The organism is Xanthobacter dioxanivorans, assembly GCF_016807805.1.
Lineage (GTDB): Bacteria > Pseudomonadota > Alphaproteobacteria > Rhizobiales > Xanthobacteraceae > Xanthobacter > Xanthobacter dioxanivorans.
The window spans coordinates 1,223,348-1,241,285 of record NZ_CP063362.1 but is presented as its reverse complement, the minus strand read 5'-3'; the positions used below and the strand labels follow the sequence as shown (position 1 = coordinate 1,241,285).

Here is a 17,938-nt window from a genome sequence, read left to right as displayed (position 1 = left end):
CCGTGGTCAGAAAATCCAGATATTCAGAAATTGAAATTTAAACGTAAATTCAAATAGATAGATCTGGAGTGGCTCAGATCCAGCTATTCGGCTGCGCTCCAGATAATGCCGCAAGCACACCGAGGTGCGTCAGCCGGATTTCCCATCTTGGGAAAATTCCTTGATTTTCCCAAACTGGGAAGGCATCATCCCCTGCCATGAGAATTATCGCCCGCAGCACCTTGGTCGCGTTCTGGGAGCGTCATCCCGAGATGCGGGTGCCGCTGGAGCACTGGGAGCAAGTGGCGAAGGCGGCCCGCTGGGCATCCGTCTCCGACGTGCTCGCCACCTTCTCCGAGGCGAAGGCGCTGAATGGGGAGCGGGTGTGGTTCGAAATCCATGGCGGCGACTATCGCCTGATTGTCGCCTTCAACTTCCGCCTGAGCATCGCGTTCGTGAAGTTCATCGGCACCCATGCCGAGTCCGACCGGATCGATGCCCTGACCGTGTAGCAGTTTTGAGGAGACCGAGCATGGAAATCCATCCGATCCACACCGATGCAGACCACAAGGCGGCCCTCGCTGAGATCGAGCGCATCTTCGATGCGGCTCCCGGCACGCCCGAGGCTGACAAGCTGGACATCCTCGCAACCCTCGTGGAGCGCTATGAGGAGCAGCGTTGGCCCGTTCCGGAAGGCGATCCGGTGGAGATCATCCGCTTCGTGATGGAACAACGTGGGGAGGGGCAGGCGGGCCTCACTCGCCTTTTCGGCTCCGCTTCGCGCGCGTCGGAAATCATCAACCGCAAGCGGGCGCTCACCATGGAGATGGTGCGGCAACTCCATCGTGAGTGGGGCATCCCGGCGGAGCTGCTCATTGGGTCATACGAGCTGGCGGCCTGAGGGGCTTCCCCATCTCTCCGACCCACGCAGGCAACTCATTCCCGCCCAGGAACGAGCGCAGCGCGCCCAGCTTCAGAGAAACCTCCTCCTGCCGCGTAGCGTGGACCATGGCGATCCTGCTCGCCACCGCGTCGGCCTTGCAGAGCAAAGCAGACTTGATTTCGTGTAATCGCCGCAACTCGCCGGAGATCTCGTACGCGGCCTGCCCATCTTCCCATTCACGCAACGCCGGGAGGAGGTCTTTCCTCCCGATGCGGAACAAGATCATGCCCAAGCGATACGCGAGCTGCCAATAACCGTCATCCGAGAATTTAAACGGCCGCGATCCGTTGATATTGAGGGCGATCAAATCAGGGTGCGGATTCGGTGCACTCAAGCGAAGCGTAAGCAATTCGGCGCCGATGGCCGCATGGCGCCGTTGCTCCGAACGATGGTGTCCTCATTATCGCTCCCCTTGACGATTAGGCTCAACTGTGACGGCACGGGCAGCGGAAGGACGGTCCAGTCGTCGGGCTGACGATCACGAGGCTGCCGGGCCTACTGGCTCGGCGCCCGCCTCGCCGGCCCCGCCCCCGCCTGGGTTGAGATCCAGAGGCCAGCCAGGATGGCTGCGCCGCCCACCATCTGCATCGGCGTGATCGTCTCGCCCAGAAGCGTCGCGGAGAGCGCGACCGTCGCCAGCGGCGAGAAATAGAGGAAGGGGCCGGCGCGCGCCGCGCCCACCCGCTCGGCGCCGTAGATCCAGAACAGATTGCCGAGCAGGGTCGGGCCGGCGGCGATGTAGAGCACCGTCAACTTGACGGGCTCCACCCGCAGCCCGCTGGTGAAGGAATCCTGCCCGCCGAGGCAGAGGAACATCGCGTAGACGGGACAGAAGACCAGCACGAAGCCGGCGAGCGCCGTCAGCGCCGTGAGGCTCAGGGCCGAGATGCCGATGGGGTTCTGCCCGAGGCTGTAGGTGTAGAAGGCGAACAGCACCGCGGCGGCGATGGAGAAGAGATTTCCGGCGCCGAAATGAAAGCCCACGAGGCCCGTGGGCAGCCCCTTCATCAGCACGAGCGTGACCCCCACCATGGCGATGAGGATGCCGGCGATCTGCGCGAAGCGGGGCCGCGCTCGGCCGACAAAGGCGGCGATCAGCAGCACCCAGATGGGCGTCGTCGCATTCAGGAGGCCGACTTCCAGCGCCGGGCTCAGATAGGCGCCGGCATAGAGGCAAACGGAGAAGAGCCCGACGCCCACTAGGCCCAGGAGCGCGATGCGACCTGCATTTCGGCGGATCGCACTGCGCTCCCGCAGCAGTCCGGGCAAGGCGATCGGCAGCAGCAGCGCGAGCGCGATCGCCCAGCGCCAGAACACCAGCGAGGGCAGCGGCAGGGCATCATGGATCGCCCGCGCCGCCGCGTGGTTGCTGCCCCACAGAAGGGCCGTGGCCAGCAAAGCGAGGATGGCGGAAAGGGGCGCTTTCCCTTGCGCCGCCACCTCAGTGACCGGAGCCGCCACCGCCGCGCTGCGACACGTGCCAGGGCAGCAGCAGGCGCTCGCACGCCTCGACGACGAAGAACAGCGCCGTCCCCAGCAGGCCGAGCAGCATGAGGCAGACGAACACCCGCGGCGTGTCGAACTGTCCCTGCGCGGTGAGGATGGCGAAGCCCAATCCTTCCGACCCCGCCACGAACTCGCCCACGATCGCGCCAACCAGCGCGAAGGAGATCGCCACCTTCAGGCCCGCGAAGATGCTCGGCAAGGCATTGGGAAAGCGGATCTTGCGGAGAATGTCGAAGGACGAGGCCCGGCTCGCACGGGCGAGGTTCACCATGTCCGGGTCGACGGACCTCAGGCCAAGCACCGCGTCGATGACGACGGAGAACAGCGCGAGCATCAGCGCGATGGCGATCTTCGGCTCGACACCCGTGCCCATCCAGATCACGAACAGCGGCGCCAGCGCCACCTTCGGCACGCTGTTGAGCGCGACGAGGAGCGTATAGACCGTCCGCTCGATGAACTTCGAATGGACGATCCCGACCGCAAGCCCGAGCCCCAGCACCACGGCGAGGCCGAAGCCGGCAAGCGTGGTGTAGAGCGTGAAGGCGGACATCTGGAGGAAGTAGCCCGGCGAGAGCAGGAATTCCTGCCAGATGACGCTGGGTGCCGGCAGGATGATGGGCGCCGGCTTGAAGACGTAGACCGCCGCCTCCCACAGGATGAGCACCGCGACGAGCAGGCCCACCATCATGCCCGCCTCCACCAGCGAGGTAGGCAGGCGCTGGGGCATGGGCGGATCGAGAGTCTCGATGGCGCTGTTCCCGGTGTCGCTATTCCCGGAGGTACTCATGGGGCATCGTCCTTCAGCACGCCCAGGCTGGCGAAGAGGTGGCGGACATGGGCGACATAGCGGCCGAACTCGGCGCTCTCCCGCATGGCGAGGTGGCGAGGCCGGGGAAGGTCGATGTCGATGATCTCGACGATCCGGCCCGGGTTGCGGTCCATCATGACCACCCGGTCGGAGAGGAAAATGGCTTCGGTGATGCCGTGGGTCACGAACACCACGGTCTTGCGCGTGTCCTGCCAGATCCGCGCAAGTTCGAGATTGAGGTCGTCGCGCGTCATGGCGTCGAGGGCGCCGAACGGCTCATCCATCAGCAGCAGCTTGGGATCGCAGAGCAGAGCCCGGCAGATGGCGGCACGCTGGCGCATGCCGCCTGAGAGTTCCCAGGGATGGCGGTTCTCGAATCCGCCGAGCCCGAAGCGCCCCAGAAGCGCCAATGCGCGCTCCCGCACCGCCGGGCCCTTGAGCCCGGCGAACTCTGCGGTGATGAGCACGTTGTCGAGAATGGTGCGCCAGTCCAGCAGCACGTCGCGCTGGAACACGATGCCCATGTTCTGCGGCGGCCCCTTGAGGGCGCGGCCGTCCACGGCGATCTTTCCGGCGCTGGCGTCCTCCAGCCCCGCGATGCACTTGAGCAGCGTGGACTTCCCGCAGCCGCTGGGCCCGAGGATGGAGACGAACTCCCCCTCGTTCACCTCAAGATCGATGCCTTTCAGCGCGGTGACGGGTCCGCGGGGCGAGCCGTACGTCTTGCGGACGCCAGATATCGAGAGATAGGCCATCGTCGAGGCATCCGTCATGGAGGCGACGTGCGCGTTCACTGAATGAACTCGTTGGTGAAGTAGGTGGCGGGGTCCGTCCCCGGCTTGATGGCGCCGGCGTCCACCGCCGACTTCGCCGCCTTGGCCCAGTCTTCCGGCGACTGGTAGCCGATGGGCTTGCCCTTGGAGTTGGGCGTGTCGAAGAAGTCGATGGTGAGCTTGATCTGGTCGGCCAGCACCTTCTTGTCGAGCTTGGCGTTCGGCCGCTGCTTGATGATGGCGTCGGCCGCCTCGTCGATGTGGCCGTCGCGGATGTAGGCCCACGCCTTCTGCTGCACCTCGACCAGCTTCTTCAGCGCGTCCTTGCGGGTGTCGATGGTCTTCTCGGTGGCGATGAGGCCGTAGCTCGGGAAGGTGATGCCCACATCCTCGGCAAGGATCGCTTTGGAGGGGCGGTTCGCGGCAGCGACGGGAATGGCAGAGGGCTCGGTGGACATCAGTCCGTCGGCCCGCTTGGCGGTGTAGGTGCCCCACACGGCCGCAGGGTCCACGAACATCACGTTGACGGTGGTGCGATCGAGGCCGCCCTGCTTGAGCCAATAGTCGATGAAGGGGGCCCAGGGGCTCGCGGCGAAGACGACGAGGCTCTTGCCCTTGAAGTCGGAGACCTTGGTGACTGGCGAATCCTGATCGACGAGGACCGCGAGGTCGGTCCGCTTGTCGAAGCCGGCGAACGCCTTGGCGGTGGAGCCGTTCTCGCGGGCCTGCGGCAGGAGGCCGACCTGGATCTGGCCCACATCCACCTGCCCGGCATTCACCAGCTGAAGCGTGTTGCCGGAGCCGCGGCCGTCCTGAATGTCCACATCGAGCCCGGAGTCCTTGAACCATCCCTTTTCCTTGGCGAGGTGCATGCCCGCATGCACGCCCCAGGGCGAGAAATCGAGACGGATCGTCATCTTCTCCTCCGCCGCGGCAGGGCCGGCGGCGAGCGGGCCGGCCAGCAGGGCGGTGGCGGCGGCGGCCCGGACGAGGCGGGCGGCGATGGACGTCATCTTCATTATTGCGATCCCCTCTTTGGCATCGAGTTGAGACTATATGGTCCAATATGTCACGCAAGTGGATTTATGCATCACCCGCCGCAAATGGTTTGTGCAGTTCGTCTCTTGACGCGAATAGGGATCAGAACTAACCATTCAGTCCAATAACGCAGGAGACATGTCGTGGGGACAATCACCGGCCTGGAGCACGCTCCGACGGGCGCCCGCATTGGCGTCGATATCGGCGGCACCTTTACGGACCTCGTGCTCGCCGACGGGCGCGGCGCAGTGTTCCACCGGAAGGTCGCATCCACGCCCGCGGCGCCCGAGCAGGCGGTTCTCGAAGGGGTCGCCGCCATCATCGCCGATGCCCGGCTGACGCCCGACGCGGTGAAGGAGGTGGTCCACGGCACCACCGTGGGCTCCAACACCCTTCTGCAGAAGGTGGGCGCGCCCACCGGCCTCATCACCACCAAGGGCTTCCGCGACGTTCTGGAGATCGGCCGGCTGCGCACGCCGTCCATGTTCGATCTCCAGTGGGAAAAGCCGGTTCCGCTCGTCGCGCGCCGCTACCGCAAGGAAGTGGCCGAGCGCATTCGTGCCGATGGAACCATCCTTCTCCCGCTGGACGAGGCGGCCGTCCTGAAGGCCGCGCATGAACTGGTCGAGGCGGGCATCACGTCCTTTGCCGTGTGCTTTCTCAACAGCTACCGCAACCCCGCACACGAGCAGCGCGCCGCCGACCTGATCGCCGAGCATTTTCCGCAGGTGCGCGTCACAAGCTCCATCTCCGTGCTGCCCGAAGCCAAGGAATATGAGCGCACCAGCACAACCGTCGTGAACGCCTATGTCCGGCCCGTTCTGGAGGCATACCTCACGCGCCTGGAGCGCGGCCTCACCGATGCCGGCATCGATGCCCCGCTGCTGGTGTGCAACTCCAACGGCGCCCTCGCCTCGTCTGGCACGGCGCGGGAAAAGCCCGTCTTCTTCATCTCGTCCGGGCGGGCGGCGGGCGTCGTCGGGGGCTCGCGCCTCGGCGAAGCGCTGGACATCAAGGATCTCGTGGTGTTCGACATGGGCGGCACCACCGCCTCTGCATCACTGGTTCAGAATGGTGAGTTGACGCGGGTGAGCGAATACGAGTTTCGCGCCGGCATCTCCACGCCCAGCCGCTTCATCAAGGCCGGCGGATACATGATGAGCGTGCCGACCGTGGACGTGGCCGAGGTGGGCTCCGGCGCCGGCTCCATCGCCTATGTGGACCAGGGCGGGCTGATGCGCGTCGGTCCCGTCTCGGCCGGTGCCGACCCGGGCCCCGCCTGCTACGGCATCGGCGGTTCGCGGCCGACGGTGACGGACGCCAATCTCCTGCTCGGATACCTGCCCGCGCAGCTCGCCGGCGGCTCCCGCGCGCTCTCGGTGAATGCGGCCCGCGCCGCCATCGCGCGCGATCTCGCCGACCCGTTCAATCTCACCCCCGAGGATGCCGCCTGCGGCGTGCGCGACGTGGTGAACGCCAACATGGCCCGCGCCATCCGGGCGGTGACGGTGGAGCGCGGTGTCGATCCGCGCGACTTCACGCTGGTGGCCATCGGCGGCTCGGGCCCCGTCCATGCGGCGGACATCGCGCGCCTTTTGTCCATGCCACGGGTGCTGGTGCCGGCCTCGCCCGGCGTGTTCACCGCCATGGGCATGCTGGCGGGCGACGTCGAGCGCTATTTCATCCGTCCGTTCGCGGTGAAGCTCGCCGACTTCCAGCCGTCCGAGGCCGAGACGGCCTTCGCCGCGCTGGAAGCCGATGCCCGCGCCGCCCTCGCCGGCGAGGACGTGGCCGAACAGCTGATGAGCGTGACGCGCGAGGTGGACATGCGCTTCCGTGGCCAGGAAATGTCCCTCTCCGTGCCCTATCTCTCGGACCGGGATAGCCTGCACGCGGCCTTCAAGGCGGCCTATGAGGCCATCTACAGCTACTCCTCCTCCGACACCATCGAGGTGGTGAGCCTGCGGGTGATCGGCCGTGGCCTGAGGCCCGGCAAGATCGACTTCCGCGCCGCTCATGCGCGGGTGGAAGGTTCGAACGAACCCGCGAGCATCCGCAATGTCTATTACGGCGCGGAACAGGGCCATATGGAGACGCCGGTCTATGAGCGCACGCGCTGCCCGGCACGCATCGTCGGCCCCGCCGTCATCGAGGGGGCGGACAGCACCGTGGTGGTGCCCCCGGCGCCACCGCCGAGGCGGACGCCCACGCCAATCTCCTGATCACCCTCGCCTGACGGGATCGCGCCATGCTCGACCAGACCGACAAGACCATCGATCCCGTCACCTTCGCGGTGCTCAAGAGCGCGTTCGAATCCATCGTGGACGACATGGCCTACACGGTCATGCGCACCGCCCGCTCCCCCATCGTGCGCGACGTGCTCGATTATTCCGCCACCATGTGCGACGCGAAGGGGCGCATCCTCGCCCAGGCGAAGACCGTGGCGCTGCACCTCGGCGCCGTTCCCGACGCCATGGAGGCCATCCAGCGCCACTATGGCGACGACCTCAATCCTGGCGACGTCATCATCCTGAACGACCCCTATGACGGCGGGATGCACCTGCCCGACATCTTCATGTTCAAGCCCATCTTCGACGGTGCGCAGCACATCGGCTATGCCGTCGTGATCTGCCACCATTGCGACGTGGGCGGCCGCGTGCCGGGCTCCAACGCCTCGGATTCCACCGAGATCTTTCAGGAAGGGCTGCGCATCCCGCCCCTGAAGCTGTTCGACAGGGGCGTGCGCAACAAGACGCTCTTCGACATCATTTCGAAGAACGTGCGCCTGCCCGATCTCGTCATCGGCGACCTCGAGGCACAGCTGGCCACGTGTGCCCTGGGTGAGCGCGAGTTCCTGCGCCTCACCGAGAAGTACGGCATTCCGATGGTGGAGAAATTCCTCGCGGAGTTCCTGGACTATGGCGAGCGCCTCGTGCGCAAGGCCTTCGCCACCTGGCCCGATGGTGCCTATTCCTTCACCGACTACATCGACGGCGACGGCTTTGACGAAAGCGAGATTCCGATCCATGTGACCATCACGGTCAAGGGCGACCACATCGGCGTGGATTTCGAAGGCTCGTCGCCGCAGGTGAAGGGCGCGATCAATTCCACGCTGTCCTTCGTGAAGTCGGCGACCTACCTCGCAGTGCGCTGCGTGCTGGATGCTGACGTCCCGAACAATGCGGGCCTCTATCGCTGCGTCGACGTGAGCGCGCCGAAGGGCAGCGTCCTCAATCCCGAATTCCCCGCCCCCGTGGCCGCCCGCGCGCTGACCGGCTACCGGGTGGTGGACACCGTGCTCGGCGCCCTCGCCGCCATCGTGCCCGAGCGGGTGTGTGCGGCAGGCGAAGGCGGCAACACCGTGGTCTGCCTCGGTGGCTACGACACCCAGACCCGCGAGCCCTTCATCGTGGTGGACATGATCAACGGCGCGCTCGGAGCGCGGGCGACACGGGACGGCATCGACGCGGTGACGAACCCGTCGCAGAACATGTCGAACATGCCGGTCGAGATCATGGAGGCGACCTATCCGCTCATGATCGAGGAGTATGCGCTGCGCGACGATTCCTGCGGAGCGGGCAAGACGCGCGGCGGCCTCGGCGTCGTCCGCCAGTACCGCCTCCTTGCCGACGAGGCGGTGATGCAGCTGCGCGCGGACCGCTATGCCCATGCGCCGTATGGATTGTTCGGCGGCAAGCCGGGGGCGCTCTCGCGCAACCTCCTGTCAGAGTCCGGCAATTTCGAGCTGCTGGCCAGCAAGGTCACGCGCAACGTGACCAAGGGCACGGTGATCCGGCACGAGCAGGCCGGCGGCGGCGGCTATGGCAATCCTCTGGCGCGCCCGCCGGAACTGGTGCTGGAAGACGTGCTCGACGGCAAGATCAGCCCCGCTTATGCCCGCGACGGCTTCGGCGTCCTCGTGGTGAACGGCGCCGTCGATACCCACGCGACGGCCGCCCTGCGCAGCGCCATGGCGGGAGAACAGGCATGAGCCTTGTGCCCGGCGATTTCTCCCGCTTCGCCATCAACCAGATCACAACACCCTCCCTCTCCCTCGTCGAGGCGGTGGACACATATGCGCGTCACGGGGCGGGTGGCATCGGCGTGTGGAACCAGTATCTGGAAGGCATCGCCCCCGCCGCCGCCGGGCGGCTGATCCGCGATGCGGGGCTGTTCGTGCCGTGCCTGTGCACCACGGCATGGGTCAACCTCGCCGATCCCGCCGCCCGCGCGGCGGCCATTGAGGAAAACCGCCGCCGGCTCGATGCGGCGCACGATCTCGGGGCGGCCTGCCTCGTGGTGGTGCCCGGCGGCCTCGCCACCGGCGAGAAGGACATCATCGCCGCCCGCAACCGCGTTGAGGATGCGCTGGCCGAGCTTCTGCCGCACGCCCGCGCGGCAGGCGTATCCCTCGGCCTCGAACCCCTGCACCCCATGTTCGCGGCCGACCGCTCGTGCCTCAACACCTTCCGCCACTGTCTCGATCTGGTGGAGTCGATGGGCGCCGGCACGGGCATCGTGGCCGACGTGTACCATTGCTGGTGGGATCCCGAATTCCCGGAAGGGCTCAGGGCCGCCGGAGCCGGCCGCATCCTCACCTTCCATCTGTGCGACTGGCTGGTGCCGACGCGCGACGTCTATCAGGACCGAGGCATGGTCGGCGATGGCGTGATCGACATTGCCTTCCATTGCCGTCTCCTGAACGAGATCGCATACGACGGCCCGTTCGAGATCGAGATATTCTCCAAGCTCGACTGGTGGACCCGTGACGCCGCCGAGACGACGCGCATCAGCCTGGAACGCTGCGAGCCCTTCGTCGCACCGCGCGCTGGCGCCTCAGTTTGCGGTTGACGAGACTGGTGCCGCGCATCCTCATGGGATCGTGGTCGAAAAGGAAGGCTCGGTCGTGAGTGAAAAGCCCCGCAAGCGTGATTCCATCGGGACGCAGGACAAGATCCTCGCGGCAGCGCAGATGGAATTTGCCCGGCGGGGGTACGACGGTGCGCGGGTGGACGCCATCATCGCCCGGGCGAAGATCAGCAAGAACCTGCTCTATCATCACTTCAGCTCCAAGGAGGAGCTGTATGTGAAGGTGCTGGAGCGCACCTACGAGGCCATGCGCCGCCGGCAGGAGGAAATCCCCCTCACCGGCCTGGAGCCCGTGGCGGCGATCCGCCGCCTGTGCGACGCGACGTTCCAGACCTTCGTCGAAGAGCCCGAGGTCATCGTGATGATGAACTCGGAGAACATCCATCGCGGGCGCCATGTCGCCAAGTCGCCGATTATCCGTCAGCTTTACAGCCGCCTCGCCGGGGCCGTGGACGCGATCCTGCGGGAAGGCGAGCGCAAGGGGGTGTTCCGGCCGGGCGTGGACGCCATCGATCTCTACATATCCATCTCGGCGATGGGCTATTTCTACATCTCGAACCGCTTCACCCTGTCGATGATCTTCGACCGCGATCTGATGCGCTCCGATTTTCTGGAGCAGCACCGCAAGACCATCATCGACATGACCCTCGCCTATCTCACCGAAGGCGCCCCCAACCGGCCGCAGGGCGATGGCGACACTCCGCAAGAGGCTTCAGGGCGCGCGACGCGCCCATCCGAAACCGCAGCGCCCGGCCGGAGAAAGCGCGTGATCGCCAAGGTCTGAACCCCCTGCCGAAGCAACAGAGCGCCCCGTTCCGCGAGGAATCACGACAGAAATGCCCACGCCCTCCCACCCGCCCGACCGCCTTCTCATGGCCGGAGGGCTGGCCACCGCCTTCCGCTCGATTCCGCCGGACGCGGCGGGCGCCGTTCTCGCCCGCCATTTCGGCGTTTCGGGGACTTTGACGCGGCTCGACACCGAGAAGGACGACACCTTTCTGGTGGACGGCGCGCACGGCCGCCACATCGCCAAATTCTCCAATCCGGACGAGAACCCGCGCGAGATATCGCTGCAGGCCGAACTGCTCGATTACGTGGCAAAGACCGATCCTTTCCTGCCGGTGCCGCGCGTGGTGCGCACGCTGGCGGGCGCGGCCTTCCTGTCCCATGTGGACGGACACGGGCAGGTGCGGCTCGTGCGGGTATTAACCTATCTGGACGGCACGCCGCTCGACCGGATCGAGGCGATAGGCGAAGAGCGCGAGAAGGTGGGTGCCATCCTCGCCCGCCTTCGCCTCGCCATGGCGGGCTTCTCGCACCCCCACGACAGCCGCGAGATCGCCTGGGACGTGCAGCATTTGCCCAAGCTCGCCTTCCTGCTGGAGCGCATCGAGGACAGGGACCGCCGCCGCCAGCTCGAACGCGGGCTCGATCGCTTCCGCGCCCTCCAGGGCCGGCTCGCCGCCTGCCGCACGCAGGTGCTGCACAACGATTTCAGCCGCTCCAACGTGGTGGTTGATCGGGGGCGGGCGCAGTTCATCTCCGGCATCATCGATTTCGGCGACGTGGTGCGCACCGCCATCGTCATCGACCTGTCGACCGCGCTTCTCAACCAGCTCAGCCCGGTGGGATCGGAGCGCATGTTCGATGCAGGCCGTGACCTGCTGCGCGGCTACCTCGGCGTAGCCGACCTGACGCAGGACGAACTGCTGCTCCTGCCGCACATGATCATGGCCCGCGTGGTGGCCCGCGCCCTCATCACCACATGGCGGGCGGAGCAGTTTCCCGACAACGCGACCTACATTCTGCGCAACACGCACCAGAGCTGGTCGCAGCTCGACCATTTCCTCAGCCGCTCCGTCGACGAGATCAGCGAGACCTTTCTCGGCGCAGCACCCCCGCTTTCAGCCCGCCATGTGAAGGAGGCGTTTCCATCATGACCGCAGTGAAGGAACGCAAGATCAACGTCGGGATGGTGAATGGCTTCGATCCGGCCAACATCTCGGCCCTCGATTCCGCGACCCGGGACATGATCGAGCGCCGGCAGGCGCTGCTCGGGCCTGCCTACCGGCTGATGTATGCCAACCCGGTGGAAATCCGGCGCGCGAAGGGCACCCTCCTGTGGGACAGCGCAGGCAACGAATATCTCGACGCCTACAACAACGTCGTTTCCGTGGGCCACTGCCATCCGCGGGTGGCTGAAGCGGTCTACGAGCAGATGCAGACGCTGTGCACGCATACGCGCTATCTGCAGGACGGCATTCTGGAGTTCGCGAGCCAGATCGTTCCGACCTTCGGCGACCCTATCCGCCACATCATGTTCACCTGCACCGGATCGGAGGCCAACGACCTCGCGCTGCGGATCGCCATGCACCACACCGGGCGCAAGGGCATCGTCATCACGTCCGAGGCCTATACCGGCAATTCCTTCCTCACCGCCGGACTGTCGCCCTCGCTCGGCAGAAAGTCGCCCCTTGGAGAATGGGTGCGGCGGATTCCGGCGCCGGATTCCTACCGCATCGCCCCTGCGGAGATCGCGGCGACGATGATCCGCCAGCTGAAATACGAGATCGAGGAGCTGGAGCGGCGGGGCGAGGGGCTTGCCGCCTTCATCGCCGATTCCCTGTTCTCGTCGGATGGCATCTATGCCGATCCGACCGATATCCTCGCCCCCATCGCCGAGGTGGTTCGCGCCGCCGGCGGCGTCGTGATCGCCGATGAGGTGCAGGCGGGCTTCGGCCGCTCCGGAGACAAGTTCTGGGGCTTCCAGCGCCACGGCCATCGGCCGGATATCGTCACCATGGGCAAGCCCATGGGCAACGGCTTCCCCGTCGCCGCCGTGGCGGTGGCGCCCCATGTCATCGAGCGCTTCGGCAATGAGATGCGCTATTTCAACACCTTCGGCGGCAACACCGTGGCCATCGCCGCCGCGCGGGCGACTTTCGATGTCCTGATGTCGGAAGGGTTGCAGGAGAATGCCGCGCGCATCGGCCGGATGATCCAGGAGGGCATCCGGGAGATCGCCAGATCCGATGAGCGGATCGGCGATGTGCGTGGCGCCGGGCTCTATATCGGCGTGGAATTCGTGAAGGACCGGACGACCAAGGAGCCGGATTCCGCCACCGCCCTTGCCGTGGTGGACGGGCTGCGCCAGCGCCGCGTGCTTATCTCCGCGACCGGCTATCACGCCAACACGCTGAAGATCCGGCCGCCGCTCGTCTTCTCGGCGGCGGATGCCGACCGCCTCCTCACCACCCTGGCGGAGACGCTGAAGGCTGTGTGACCGGACCAGCCGCCGCAGGTGCCCGAAGGCCCTTGCGGCGGCTGGTTTCGCCGTCAGGCGGTGGTTTTCAGCGTGTCGGCGATCATCGAGACGAGGGTGCCGATCTGCTCCTTCTCGATGATCAGGGGCGGCGACAAAGCGATGATGTCACCGGTGACGCGGATGAGGAGCCCCTTGCGGAAGCACTCCACGAACACGTCATAGGCCCGCGCCCCGGGTGCGCCGTCGCGCGAGCGGAGCTCGATGGCGCCGACGAGGCCCAGATTGCGAATATCCGCGACATGCGGCAGCCCCTTCAGGGAATGCAGGGCCTCCTGCCAATAGTTCGCAAGCTCCGCCCCGCGGGTCAGGAGCCCCTCTTCGGCATAGATGCCCAGCGTCGCAAGCCCGGCCGCGCACGCCACCGGATGGCCGGAATAGGTGTAGCCATGGAACAGCTCGATCTGGCTTTCCGGGCCCGTCATCAGGCCATCATGAACCTTCCGCGAGGCGAAGACGGCGCCCATGGGGATCGCGCCGTTGGTCAGGCCCTTGGCGGTGGTCACGAGATCCGGCATCACGCCGAAATAGTCGGTCGCGAAGGGCGTGCCGAGGCGGCCGAAGCCGGTGATGACTTCGTCGAAGATCAGGAGGATGCCGTGCTTGTCGGCAATGGCCCGCAGGCGCTCCAGATATCCCTTCGGCGGCAGGATGACGCCGGCCGAACCGGCCATGGGCTCGACGATGACCGCAGCGATGGTCTCGGCCCCATGCAGGGCGACGAGCCGCTCCAGATCCTCTGCGAGTTCAATGCCATGCGCCGGCAGCCCCCGGGAAAAGGCGTTGCGCTCCATGTCGAGCGTGTGGCGCATGTGGTCGGCGGGGATCTGCGGGAAAACCCTGCGATTGTTGACCAGGCCGCCCACCGAGATGCCGCCGAATCCGACGCCGTGATAGCCCTTCTCGCGGCCGATGACGCGGGTGCGCGTGCCCTGCCCGATCGCCCTCTGATAGGCGATGGCGATCTTCAGGGCCGTGTCCACCGATTCAGAACCCGAACCGGTGAAGAACACCCGGTCGAGCCCTCCGTCCTTGCCGCCCGGCGCGATGGCGGCGAGCTTCTCGGCGAACTGGAAGACGATCGGATGGCCCATCTGGAAGGTCGGGGCGAAATCGAGCTCGCTCAGCTGCCGCGCGACCGCCTCCACGATCTGAGTGCGACCATGACCGGCATTGACGCACCAGAGCCCGGACGTGCCGTCCAGCACCGTGTTGCCGTCGATGTCGGTGTAATACATGCCCTTCGCACCCGACAGGAGCCGGGGCGCGGCCTTGAACTGGCGGTTCGCGGTGAACGGCATCCAGAAATAGTCGAGACTGGGCTGGTTGGGCCGGACGTGAAGGCTCATGCCGTTCTCCTCATGGCTGTCCCCACATCGACCAATTGTGCAGGCTGAACAAGTCGTTTTCTTACGCCTCCTATCTCATTGAAATTGCGCACATCGGATGGCAGTATTTTCGATATTCGCAACACTCGAAACGGGGCCGTCGCCATGGACATCGGGGACAGGCTGCGCCAGCTGCGGCTCCTGCACGGCATTTCCCAGCGCGAGCTCGCTAAGCGGACGGGCGTGACCAACTCGACCATCTCGCTGATCGAATCCAACACCTCCAACCCGTCGGTCGGCGCGCTGAAGCGGATTCTGGAAGGCATCCCCATCGGCCTCGCGGAATTCTTCGCGTTCGAGCCGGAGACGCCGAAGAAGACGTTCTATGCCGCCGAGGAACTCACCGAGATCGGCAAGGGCGCCATCTCCTATCGTCAGGTGGGTGAGCGCCTGTTCGGCCGCAAGGTGCAGATTTTGAAGGAATGCTATCAGCCGGGAGCGGACACCGGCATCGTCCCGCTCGTCCACGAAGGCGAGGAAGGCGGCATCGTCCTGTCCGGACGGCTGGAGGTGACGGTCGACGAGGTGCGGCGCATCCTTGGTCCGGGCGATGCCTATTATTTCGAGAGCCGCCGCCCGCACCGCTTCCGCTGCATCGGCCCCAACCCCTGCGAGGTTATCAGCGCCTGCACCCCGCCGAGCTTCTGATGGCCGGTTCTTATCCGGCGTGTGCGACCCAGGCCGGGAAGAGGTGGCCCAACGCGTCGCTCAACATCTCCATGGCGATGGCCGCCAGCACGATGCCGATCAGCCGCTTCGAGATACTGAGCGCGGTCGGCGAGAGGACGCAGGAGAGCGCCGGCGCCACGGCCATCGAGATGCCGAAGAACACCACATAGCCCATGAGGCCGAATGGCGAACAGCGCCGCGAACAGCTTGGCGGACAGCCTCAGATCGATACCGGCGAAGTTCACGTCGCAAGCCCCCTGCGGCGGACGAGTCAGGATGCCCGACCCTAGTGCAGGTGCCCTCCGGCTCAATGTGGGCGTGCCGGAGCGGCACGCCCACCTCGTCCGTTCAGATGCGCACCACCGTGCAGCCGCGCACGCCGCCGGCGATGATGTCTTCCGCCACCTGCGGCAGATCCGCCAGCGCGCTGCCCTCGTTGCGGCGACCGTGCTGTCGTGCGCCGTCGCCGTCCCGATCACGACCGCCCAGAGGGCTTCGGCCCAGGATCTGCCGACCTTCCGCATCGGCGTCATGAACGATCAGTCGAGCCTTTATTCCGACATCGCCGGTCCCGGCTCGGTGACCGCCGCCCAGATGGTGGTGGCGGATTTCCAGCCGGAGAAGCACGGCTTCAAGGTGGAGGTGGTTTCCGCCGATCACCAGAACAAGGTGGACGCCATGGTCGACGTGCCGACCTCGTCCGTCGCCCTCGCCGACATCAGCCGCGACAAGAACAAGGTCTTCCTGGTGGCGAGCGCCGGCACGTGTGATCTCACCGCAAAGGCCTGCACCTCCAACACTGTCCACTGGACCTACGACACCTGGGCGCTCGCCAACGGCACCGCCGCGCCATGATCAAGCAGGGCGGCGATTCCTGGTACTTCCTGACGGCGTATTACGCCTTCGGCCATGCGCTGGAGCGCGACGCGGCCGAGGTGGTGAAGGCCAACGGCGGCAAGGTGCTTGGCCGCGCGCTGGCGCCGTTCCAGAGCTCGGACTTCTCCTCCTTCATCCTCCAGGCGTAGGGCTCCGGCACGAGGGTCGTGGCGCTGGCCAATTCCGGCGGCGACACCATCAATTCGGTGAAGCAGGCCGCCGAGTTCGGGCTGTCCCAGAAGCAGAAGCCGGTCAGCCTGCTCATCTTCCTCTCCGACATCCATTCCCTGGGCCTGAAGACGTGTGGCGGAGGACTCGCTAGCACCTTTCTAAGGTTGGGGTCGAGGGATCCCCTTCGGATCCGGGGCGGACGTCGTAAAGTCGAAGAACCTCACGGCATTGCGGCTTTGTCGGCGACCTGATGGAATGGCCTTGCAGCCATTCCCGGCAGGATGCGCCTGAAAGGCACGACACTCAAAACCTTCCTCGCAGACGTCACCAGGCGGCCCCTCGTGATCACAGCCGCCATGGCCCGCAAGAGGGTTCCCCATCGGTAAAGTATCCTTCAACGTGCGCTCGTCACGTCCGGAAATTCAAAGTTATGCCAGAGTTGCAACGATATCGTTTCTTCAGCAATGATCGCCGCCTCCATCGGGCTAATGCCAAGCATACGCAGGCCCGCCTCGATGATCCGTTGTTGCACGATCCGCACTTCTGTCCCGATCCTGATCCGTTCAAGGCCAATTCGGCAGAGGGAAAGTATGATTGATATGATTTCCTCGCATTCCGGAACATCAAATCGATTTGATGTTCTGCCTTTGTGAACGTCGTTGCGGATGCCGGCTTCAATGTTGCCAAGGGGTTTCATTGTGGTTCCCAAAACGTCCACAATGAGCGGTATCCAATTGGGTTCCGAGCCCGCAATCTGAAGAAAACAGAAGATATGCCTCGCCACCAGCCGGGCGGCGTCCTCATGCTCCAACGCGGGGTTGTGGACCGACTTGACGATGGCCTCTGTCACCGAGACGCCGAGCTGATCAATGAGATCGTCTTTATTCTTGAAATATATATAGAATGTTCCGTTTGCCAGGCCGGATACTCTCGCTATCTCCGCGATTGATGCCTTGTCAGGTCCATGCATCGCAATAACGTTTATAGCTGCGTCCAAAATTCTGGCCCGCGTTACATTTGATTTCTTATCAAATGCTGCCGATTGCCGAAAACGAATGCTATCCGCCCGCTGTTTCATTTCCCACAATTGCTCACACCTAGGATGACGTGGCATCCCTAACATACCGATGCCCCGGACGCCCGCATGGCCCCGTCTGCAGCATACGCAAAAATTTGCGCATCGCCCATGCGGCTTGCTGAAGACGCGCCGGGAGGCTTGACACCGAATAATATGAGAGATACCTCATAAAATGAGATGTCTCTCATATCGAGATATGTCATACGAGCGCAGAACGCGCAGGGCCGCTAGAAGCCCAAAAAAGGGAGCAATCGAGATGCGGGAATTTCAGCTCGCCAGTTCTCGACGTTTTGGCAAACATGCCTCTGACCTCCGCGCGCGACAGGCGCGGCAAGCAGGCGCTTCTTTCTCGCCCGGCCAAGGAAGGCACGCCCGCAAAGCTGGCGCGCGAGCAGCTGCCACCCCCGAAGCCCGTGCGTCCCGGTTTGTCGGGCGGGTACAAGTATTATTCTTATGCTGATGGCCGTTACTGTAATTTTATCTAATTCATTTCTGATATAAATATTTACATTTATAAG

The 17,938-nt window shown here is 65.0% G+C and carries 17 protein-coding genes and 1 pseudogene; 10 read left to right on the top strand and 8 right to left on the bottom strand.

Annotated features, from left to right (window positions below; all coding sequences use genetic code 11):
• Positions 1-197: 197 nt before the first annotated feature.
• Positions 198-491 carry a type II toxin-antitoxin system HigB family toxin gene (locus EZH22_RS05940; protein ID WP_203194816.1) on the top strand — a complete coding sequence of 98 codons (294 nt, stop codon included), beginning with the start codon at positions 198-200 and terminating at the stop codon, positions 489-491.
• 20 nt (positions 492-511) lie between these two features.
• Complete coding sequence (locus EZH22_RS05935; RefSeq protein ID WP_203194815.1) at positions 512-880, top strand: helix-turn-helix domain-containing protein; 369 nt, start codon at positions 512-514, stop codon at positions 878-880.
• Here EZH22_RS05935 and EZH22_RS05930 read toward each other — a convergent pair.
• The 5 genes from EZH22_RS05930 to EZH22_RS05910 form a co-directional block, all read right to left on the bottom strand.
• Positions 852-1,229 carry a hypothetical protein gene (locus tag EZH22_RS05930; protein WP_203194814.1) on the bottom strand — a complete coding sequence of 126 codons (378 nt, stop codon included), beginning with the start codon at positions 1,227-1,229 and terminating at the stop codon, positions 852-854. The genes EZH22_RS05935 and EZH22_RS05930 overlap by 29 nt on opposite strands.
• Positions 1,230-1,417: 188 nt before the next feature.
• The gene (locus EZH22_RS05925) at positions 1,418-2,383 is read right to left on the bottom strand and encodes a DMT family transporter (RefSeq protein ID WP_203194813.1); all 966 of its coding nucleotides are present in this window, start codon (positions 2,381-2,383) and stop codon (positions 1,418-1,420) included.
• Positions 2,364-3,215: an ABC transporter permease gene (locus EZH22_RS05920; RefSeq protein WP_231711321.1), complete on the bottom strand. Its 852-nt coding sequence runs from the start codon at positions 3,213-3,215 to the stop codon at positions 2,364-2,366. Before EZH22_RS05920 ends, EZH22_RS05925 begins: the two co-directional genes overlap by 20 nt.
• Positions 3,212-4,009, bottom strand: coding sequence for an ABC transporter ATP-binding protein (locus EZH22_RS05915; RefSeq protein ID WP_203196402.1), 798 nt, complete (start codon positions 4,007-4,009; stop codon positions 3,212-3,214). The genes EZH22_RS05920 and EZH22_RS05915 overlap by 4 nt, the downstream gene beginning before the upstream one ends.
• 17 nt (positions 4,010-4,026) lie before the next feature.
• Entirely contained in the window at positions 4,027-5,028 is a 1,002-nt protein-coding gene (locus EZH22_RS05910; RefSeq protein WP_203194812.1) for an ABC transporter substrate-binding protein, read from the bottom strand.
• Positions 5,029-5,190: 162 nt separating this feature from the next.
• Between EZH22_RS05910 and EZH22_RS05905 the strand changes: the two genes are divergently transcribed.
• The 6 genes from EZH22_RS05905 to EZH22_RS05880 are packed head-to-tail and all read left to right on the top strand — an operon-like array spanning position 5,191 to position 13,199.
• Positions 5,191-7,269: a hydantoinase/oxoprolinase family protein gene (locus tag EZH22_RS05905; RefSeq protein ID WP_231711320.1), complete on the top strand. Its 2,079-nt coding sequence runs from the start codon at positions 5,191-5,193 to the stop codon at positions 7,267-7,269.
• A 26-nt stretch (positions 7,270-7,295) separates the two neighbouring features.
• Positions 7,296-9,038: a hydantoinase B/oxoprolinase family protein gene (locus tag EZH22_RS05900; protein ID WP_203194811.1), complete on the top strand. Its 1,743-nt coding sequence runs from the start codon at positions 7,296-7,298 to the stop codon at positions 9,036-9,038.
• Complete coding sequence (locus tag EZH22_RS05895) at positions 9,035-9,898, top strand: sugar phosphate isomerase/epimerase family protein (protein ID WP_203194810.1); 864 nt, start codon at positions 9,035-9,037, stop codon at positions 9,896-9,898. The genes EZH22_RS05900 and EZH22_RS05895 overlap by 4 nt, the downstream gene beginning before the upstream one ends.
• Positions 9,899-9,953: 55 nt before the next feature.
• Complete coding sequence (locus EZH22_RS05890) at positions 9,954-10,700, top strand: TetR/AcrR family transcriptional regulator (protein WP_231711319.1); 747 nt, start codon at positions 9,954-9,956, stop codon at positions 10,698-10,700.
• Between the two features lie 52 nt (positions 10,701-10,752).
• Positions 10,753-11,856 carry a phosphotransferase gene (locus EZH22_RS05885; RefSeq protein ID WP_203194809.1) on the top strand — a complete coding sequence of 368 codons (1,104 nt, stop codon included), beginning with the start codon at positions 10,753-10,755 and terminating at the stop codon, positions 11,854-11,856.
• Complete coding sequence (locus EZH22_RS05880) at positions 11,853-13,199, top strand: aspartate aminotransferase family protein (protein ID WP_408647672.1); 1,347 nt, start codon at positions 11,853-11,855, stop codon at positions 13,197-13,199. The genes EZH22_RS05885 and EZH22_RS05880 overlap by 4 nt, the downstream gene beginning before the upstream one ends.
• A 53-nt stretch (positions 13,200-13,252) precedes the next feature.
• Here EZH22_RS05880 and EZH22_RS05875 read toward each other — a convergent pair whose 3' ends face one another.
• The gene (locus tag EZH22_RS05875; protein ID WP_203194808.1) at positions 13,253-14,587 is read right to left on the bottom strand and encodes an aspartate aminotransferase family protein; all 1,335 of its coding nucleotides are present in this window, start codon (positions 14,585-14,587) and stop codon (positions 13,253-13,255) included.
• Positions 14,588-14,731: 144 nt separating this feature from the next.
• On the opposite strand from EZH22_RS05875, the gene EZH22_RS05870 reads away from it, so the two are divergent.
• Positions 14,732-15,274 (top strand): cupin domain-containing protein, encoded by a 543-nt coding sequence (locus EZH22_RS05870; RefSeq protein ID WP_203194807.1) that lies wholly within the window; start codon positions 14,732-14,734, stop codon positions 15,272-15,274.
• Between the two features lie 10 nt (positions 15,275-15,284).
• Here EZH22_RS05870 and EZH22_RS05865 read toward each other — a convergent pair whose 3' ends face one another.
• Complete coding sequence (locus EZH22_RS05865) at positions 15,285-15,470, bottom strand: hypothetical protein (RefSeq protein ID WP_203194806.1); 186 nt, start codon at positions 15,468-15,470, stop codon at positions 15,285-15,287.
• A 299-nt stretch (positions 15,471-15,769) separates the two neighbouring features.
• On the opposite strand from EZH22_RS05865, the pseudogene EZH22_RS05860 reads away from it, so the two are divergent.
• A pseudogene (locus EZH22_RS05860) lies at positions 15,770-16,482 on the top strand (ABC transporter substrate-binding protein); the annotation flags it as partial.
• 254 nt (positions 16,483-16,736) lie between these two features.
• On the opposite strand, the gene EZH22_RS05855 reads toward EZH22_RS05860, so the two are convergent.
• The gene (locus EZH22_RS05855; protein WP_203194805.1) at positions 16,737-17,420 is read right to left on the bottom strand and encodes a TetR/AcrR family transcriptional regulator; all 684 of its coding nucleotides are present in this window, start codon (positions 17,418-17,420) and stop codon (positions 16,737-16,739) included.
• Between the last annotated feature and the right edge of the window lie 518 nt (positions 17,421-17,938).

Bases quoted from the DNA above. Each gene is read 5' to 3' on its own strand.
- EZH22_RS05940 (WP_203194816.1), top strand. From the start codon at position 198: ATGAGAATTATCGCCCGCAGCACCTTGGTCGCGTTCTGGGAGCGTCAT.
- EZH22_RS05935 (WP_203194815.1), top strand. From the start codon at position 512: ATGGAAATCCATCCGATCCACACCGATGCAGACCACAAGGCGGCCCTC.
- EZH22_RS05920 (WP_231711321.1), bottom strand. From the start codon at position 3,215: ATGAGTACCTCCGGGAATAGCGACACCGGGAACAGCGCCATCGAGACT.
- EZH22_RS05915 (WP_203196402.1), bottom strand. From the start codon at position 4,009: ATGACGGATGCCTCGACGATGGCCTATCTCTCGATATCTGGCGTCCGC.
- EZH22_RS05910 (WP_203194812.1), bottom strand. From the start codon at position 5,028: ATGAAGATGACGTCCATCGCCGCCCGCCTCGTCCGGGCCGCCGCCGCC.
- EZH22_RS05900 (WP_203194811.1), top strand. From the start codon at position 7,296: ATGCTCGACCAGACCGACAAGACCATCGATCCCGTCACCTTCGCGGTG.
- EZH22_RS05895 (WP_203194810.1), top strand. From the start codon at position 9,035: ATGAGCCTTGTGCCCGGCGATTTCTCCCGCTTCGCCATCAACCAGATC.
- EZH22_RS05885 (WP_203194809.1), top strand. From the start codon at position 10,753: ATGCCCACGCCCTCCCACCCGCCCGACCGCCTTCTCATGGCCGGAGGG.
- EZH22_RS05880 (WP_408647672.1), top strand. From the start codon at position 11,853: ATGACCGCAGTGAAGGAACGCAAGATCAACGTCGGGATGGTGAATGGC.
- EZH22_RS05875 (WP_203194808.1), bottom strand. From the start codon at position 14,587: ATGAGCCTTCACGTCCGGCCCAACCAGCCCAGTCTCGACTATTTCTGG.
- EZH22_RS05870 (WP_203194807.1), top strand. From the start codon at position 14,732: ATGGACATCGGGGACAGGCTGCGCCAGCTGCGGCTCCTGCACGGCATT.
- EZH22_RS05865 (WP_203194806.1), bottom strand. From the start codon at position 15,470: ATGGGCTATGTGGTGTTCTTCGGCATCTCGATGGCCGTGGCGCCGGCG.
- EZH22_RS05855 (WP_203194805.1), bottom strand. From the start codon at position 17,420: ATGAAACAGCGGGCGGATAGCATTCGTTTTCGGCAATCGGCAGCATTT.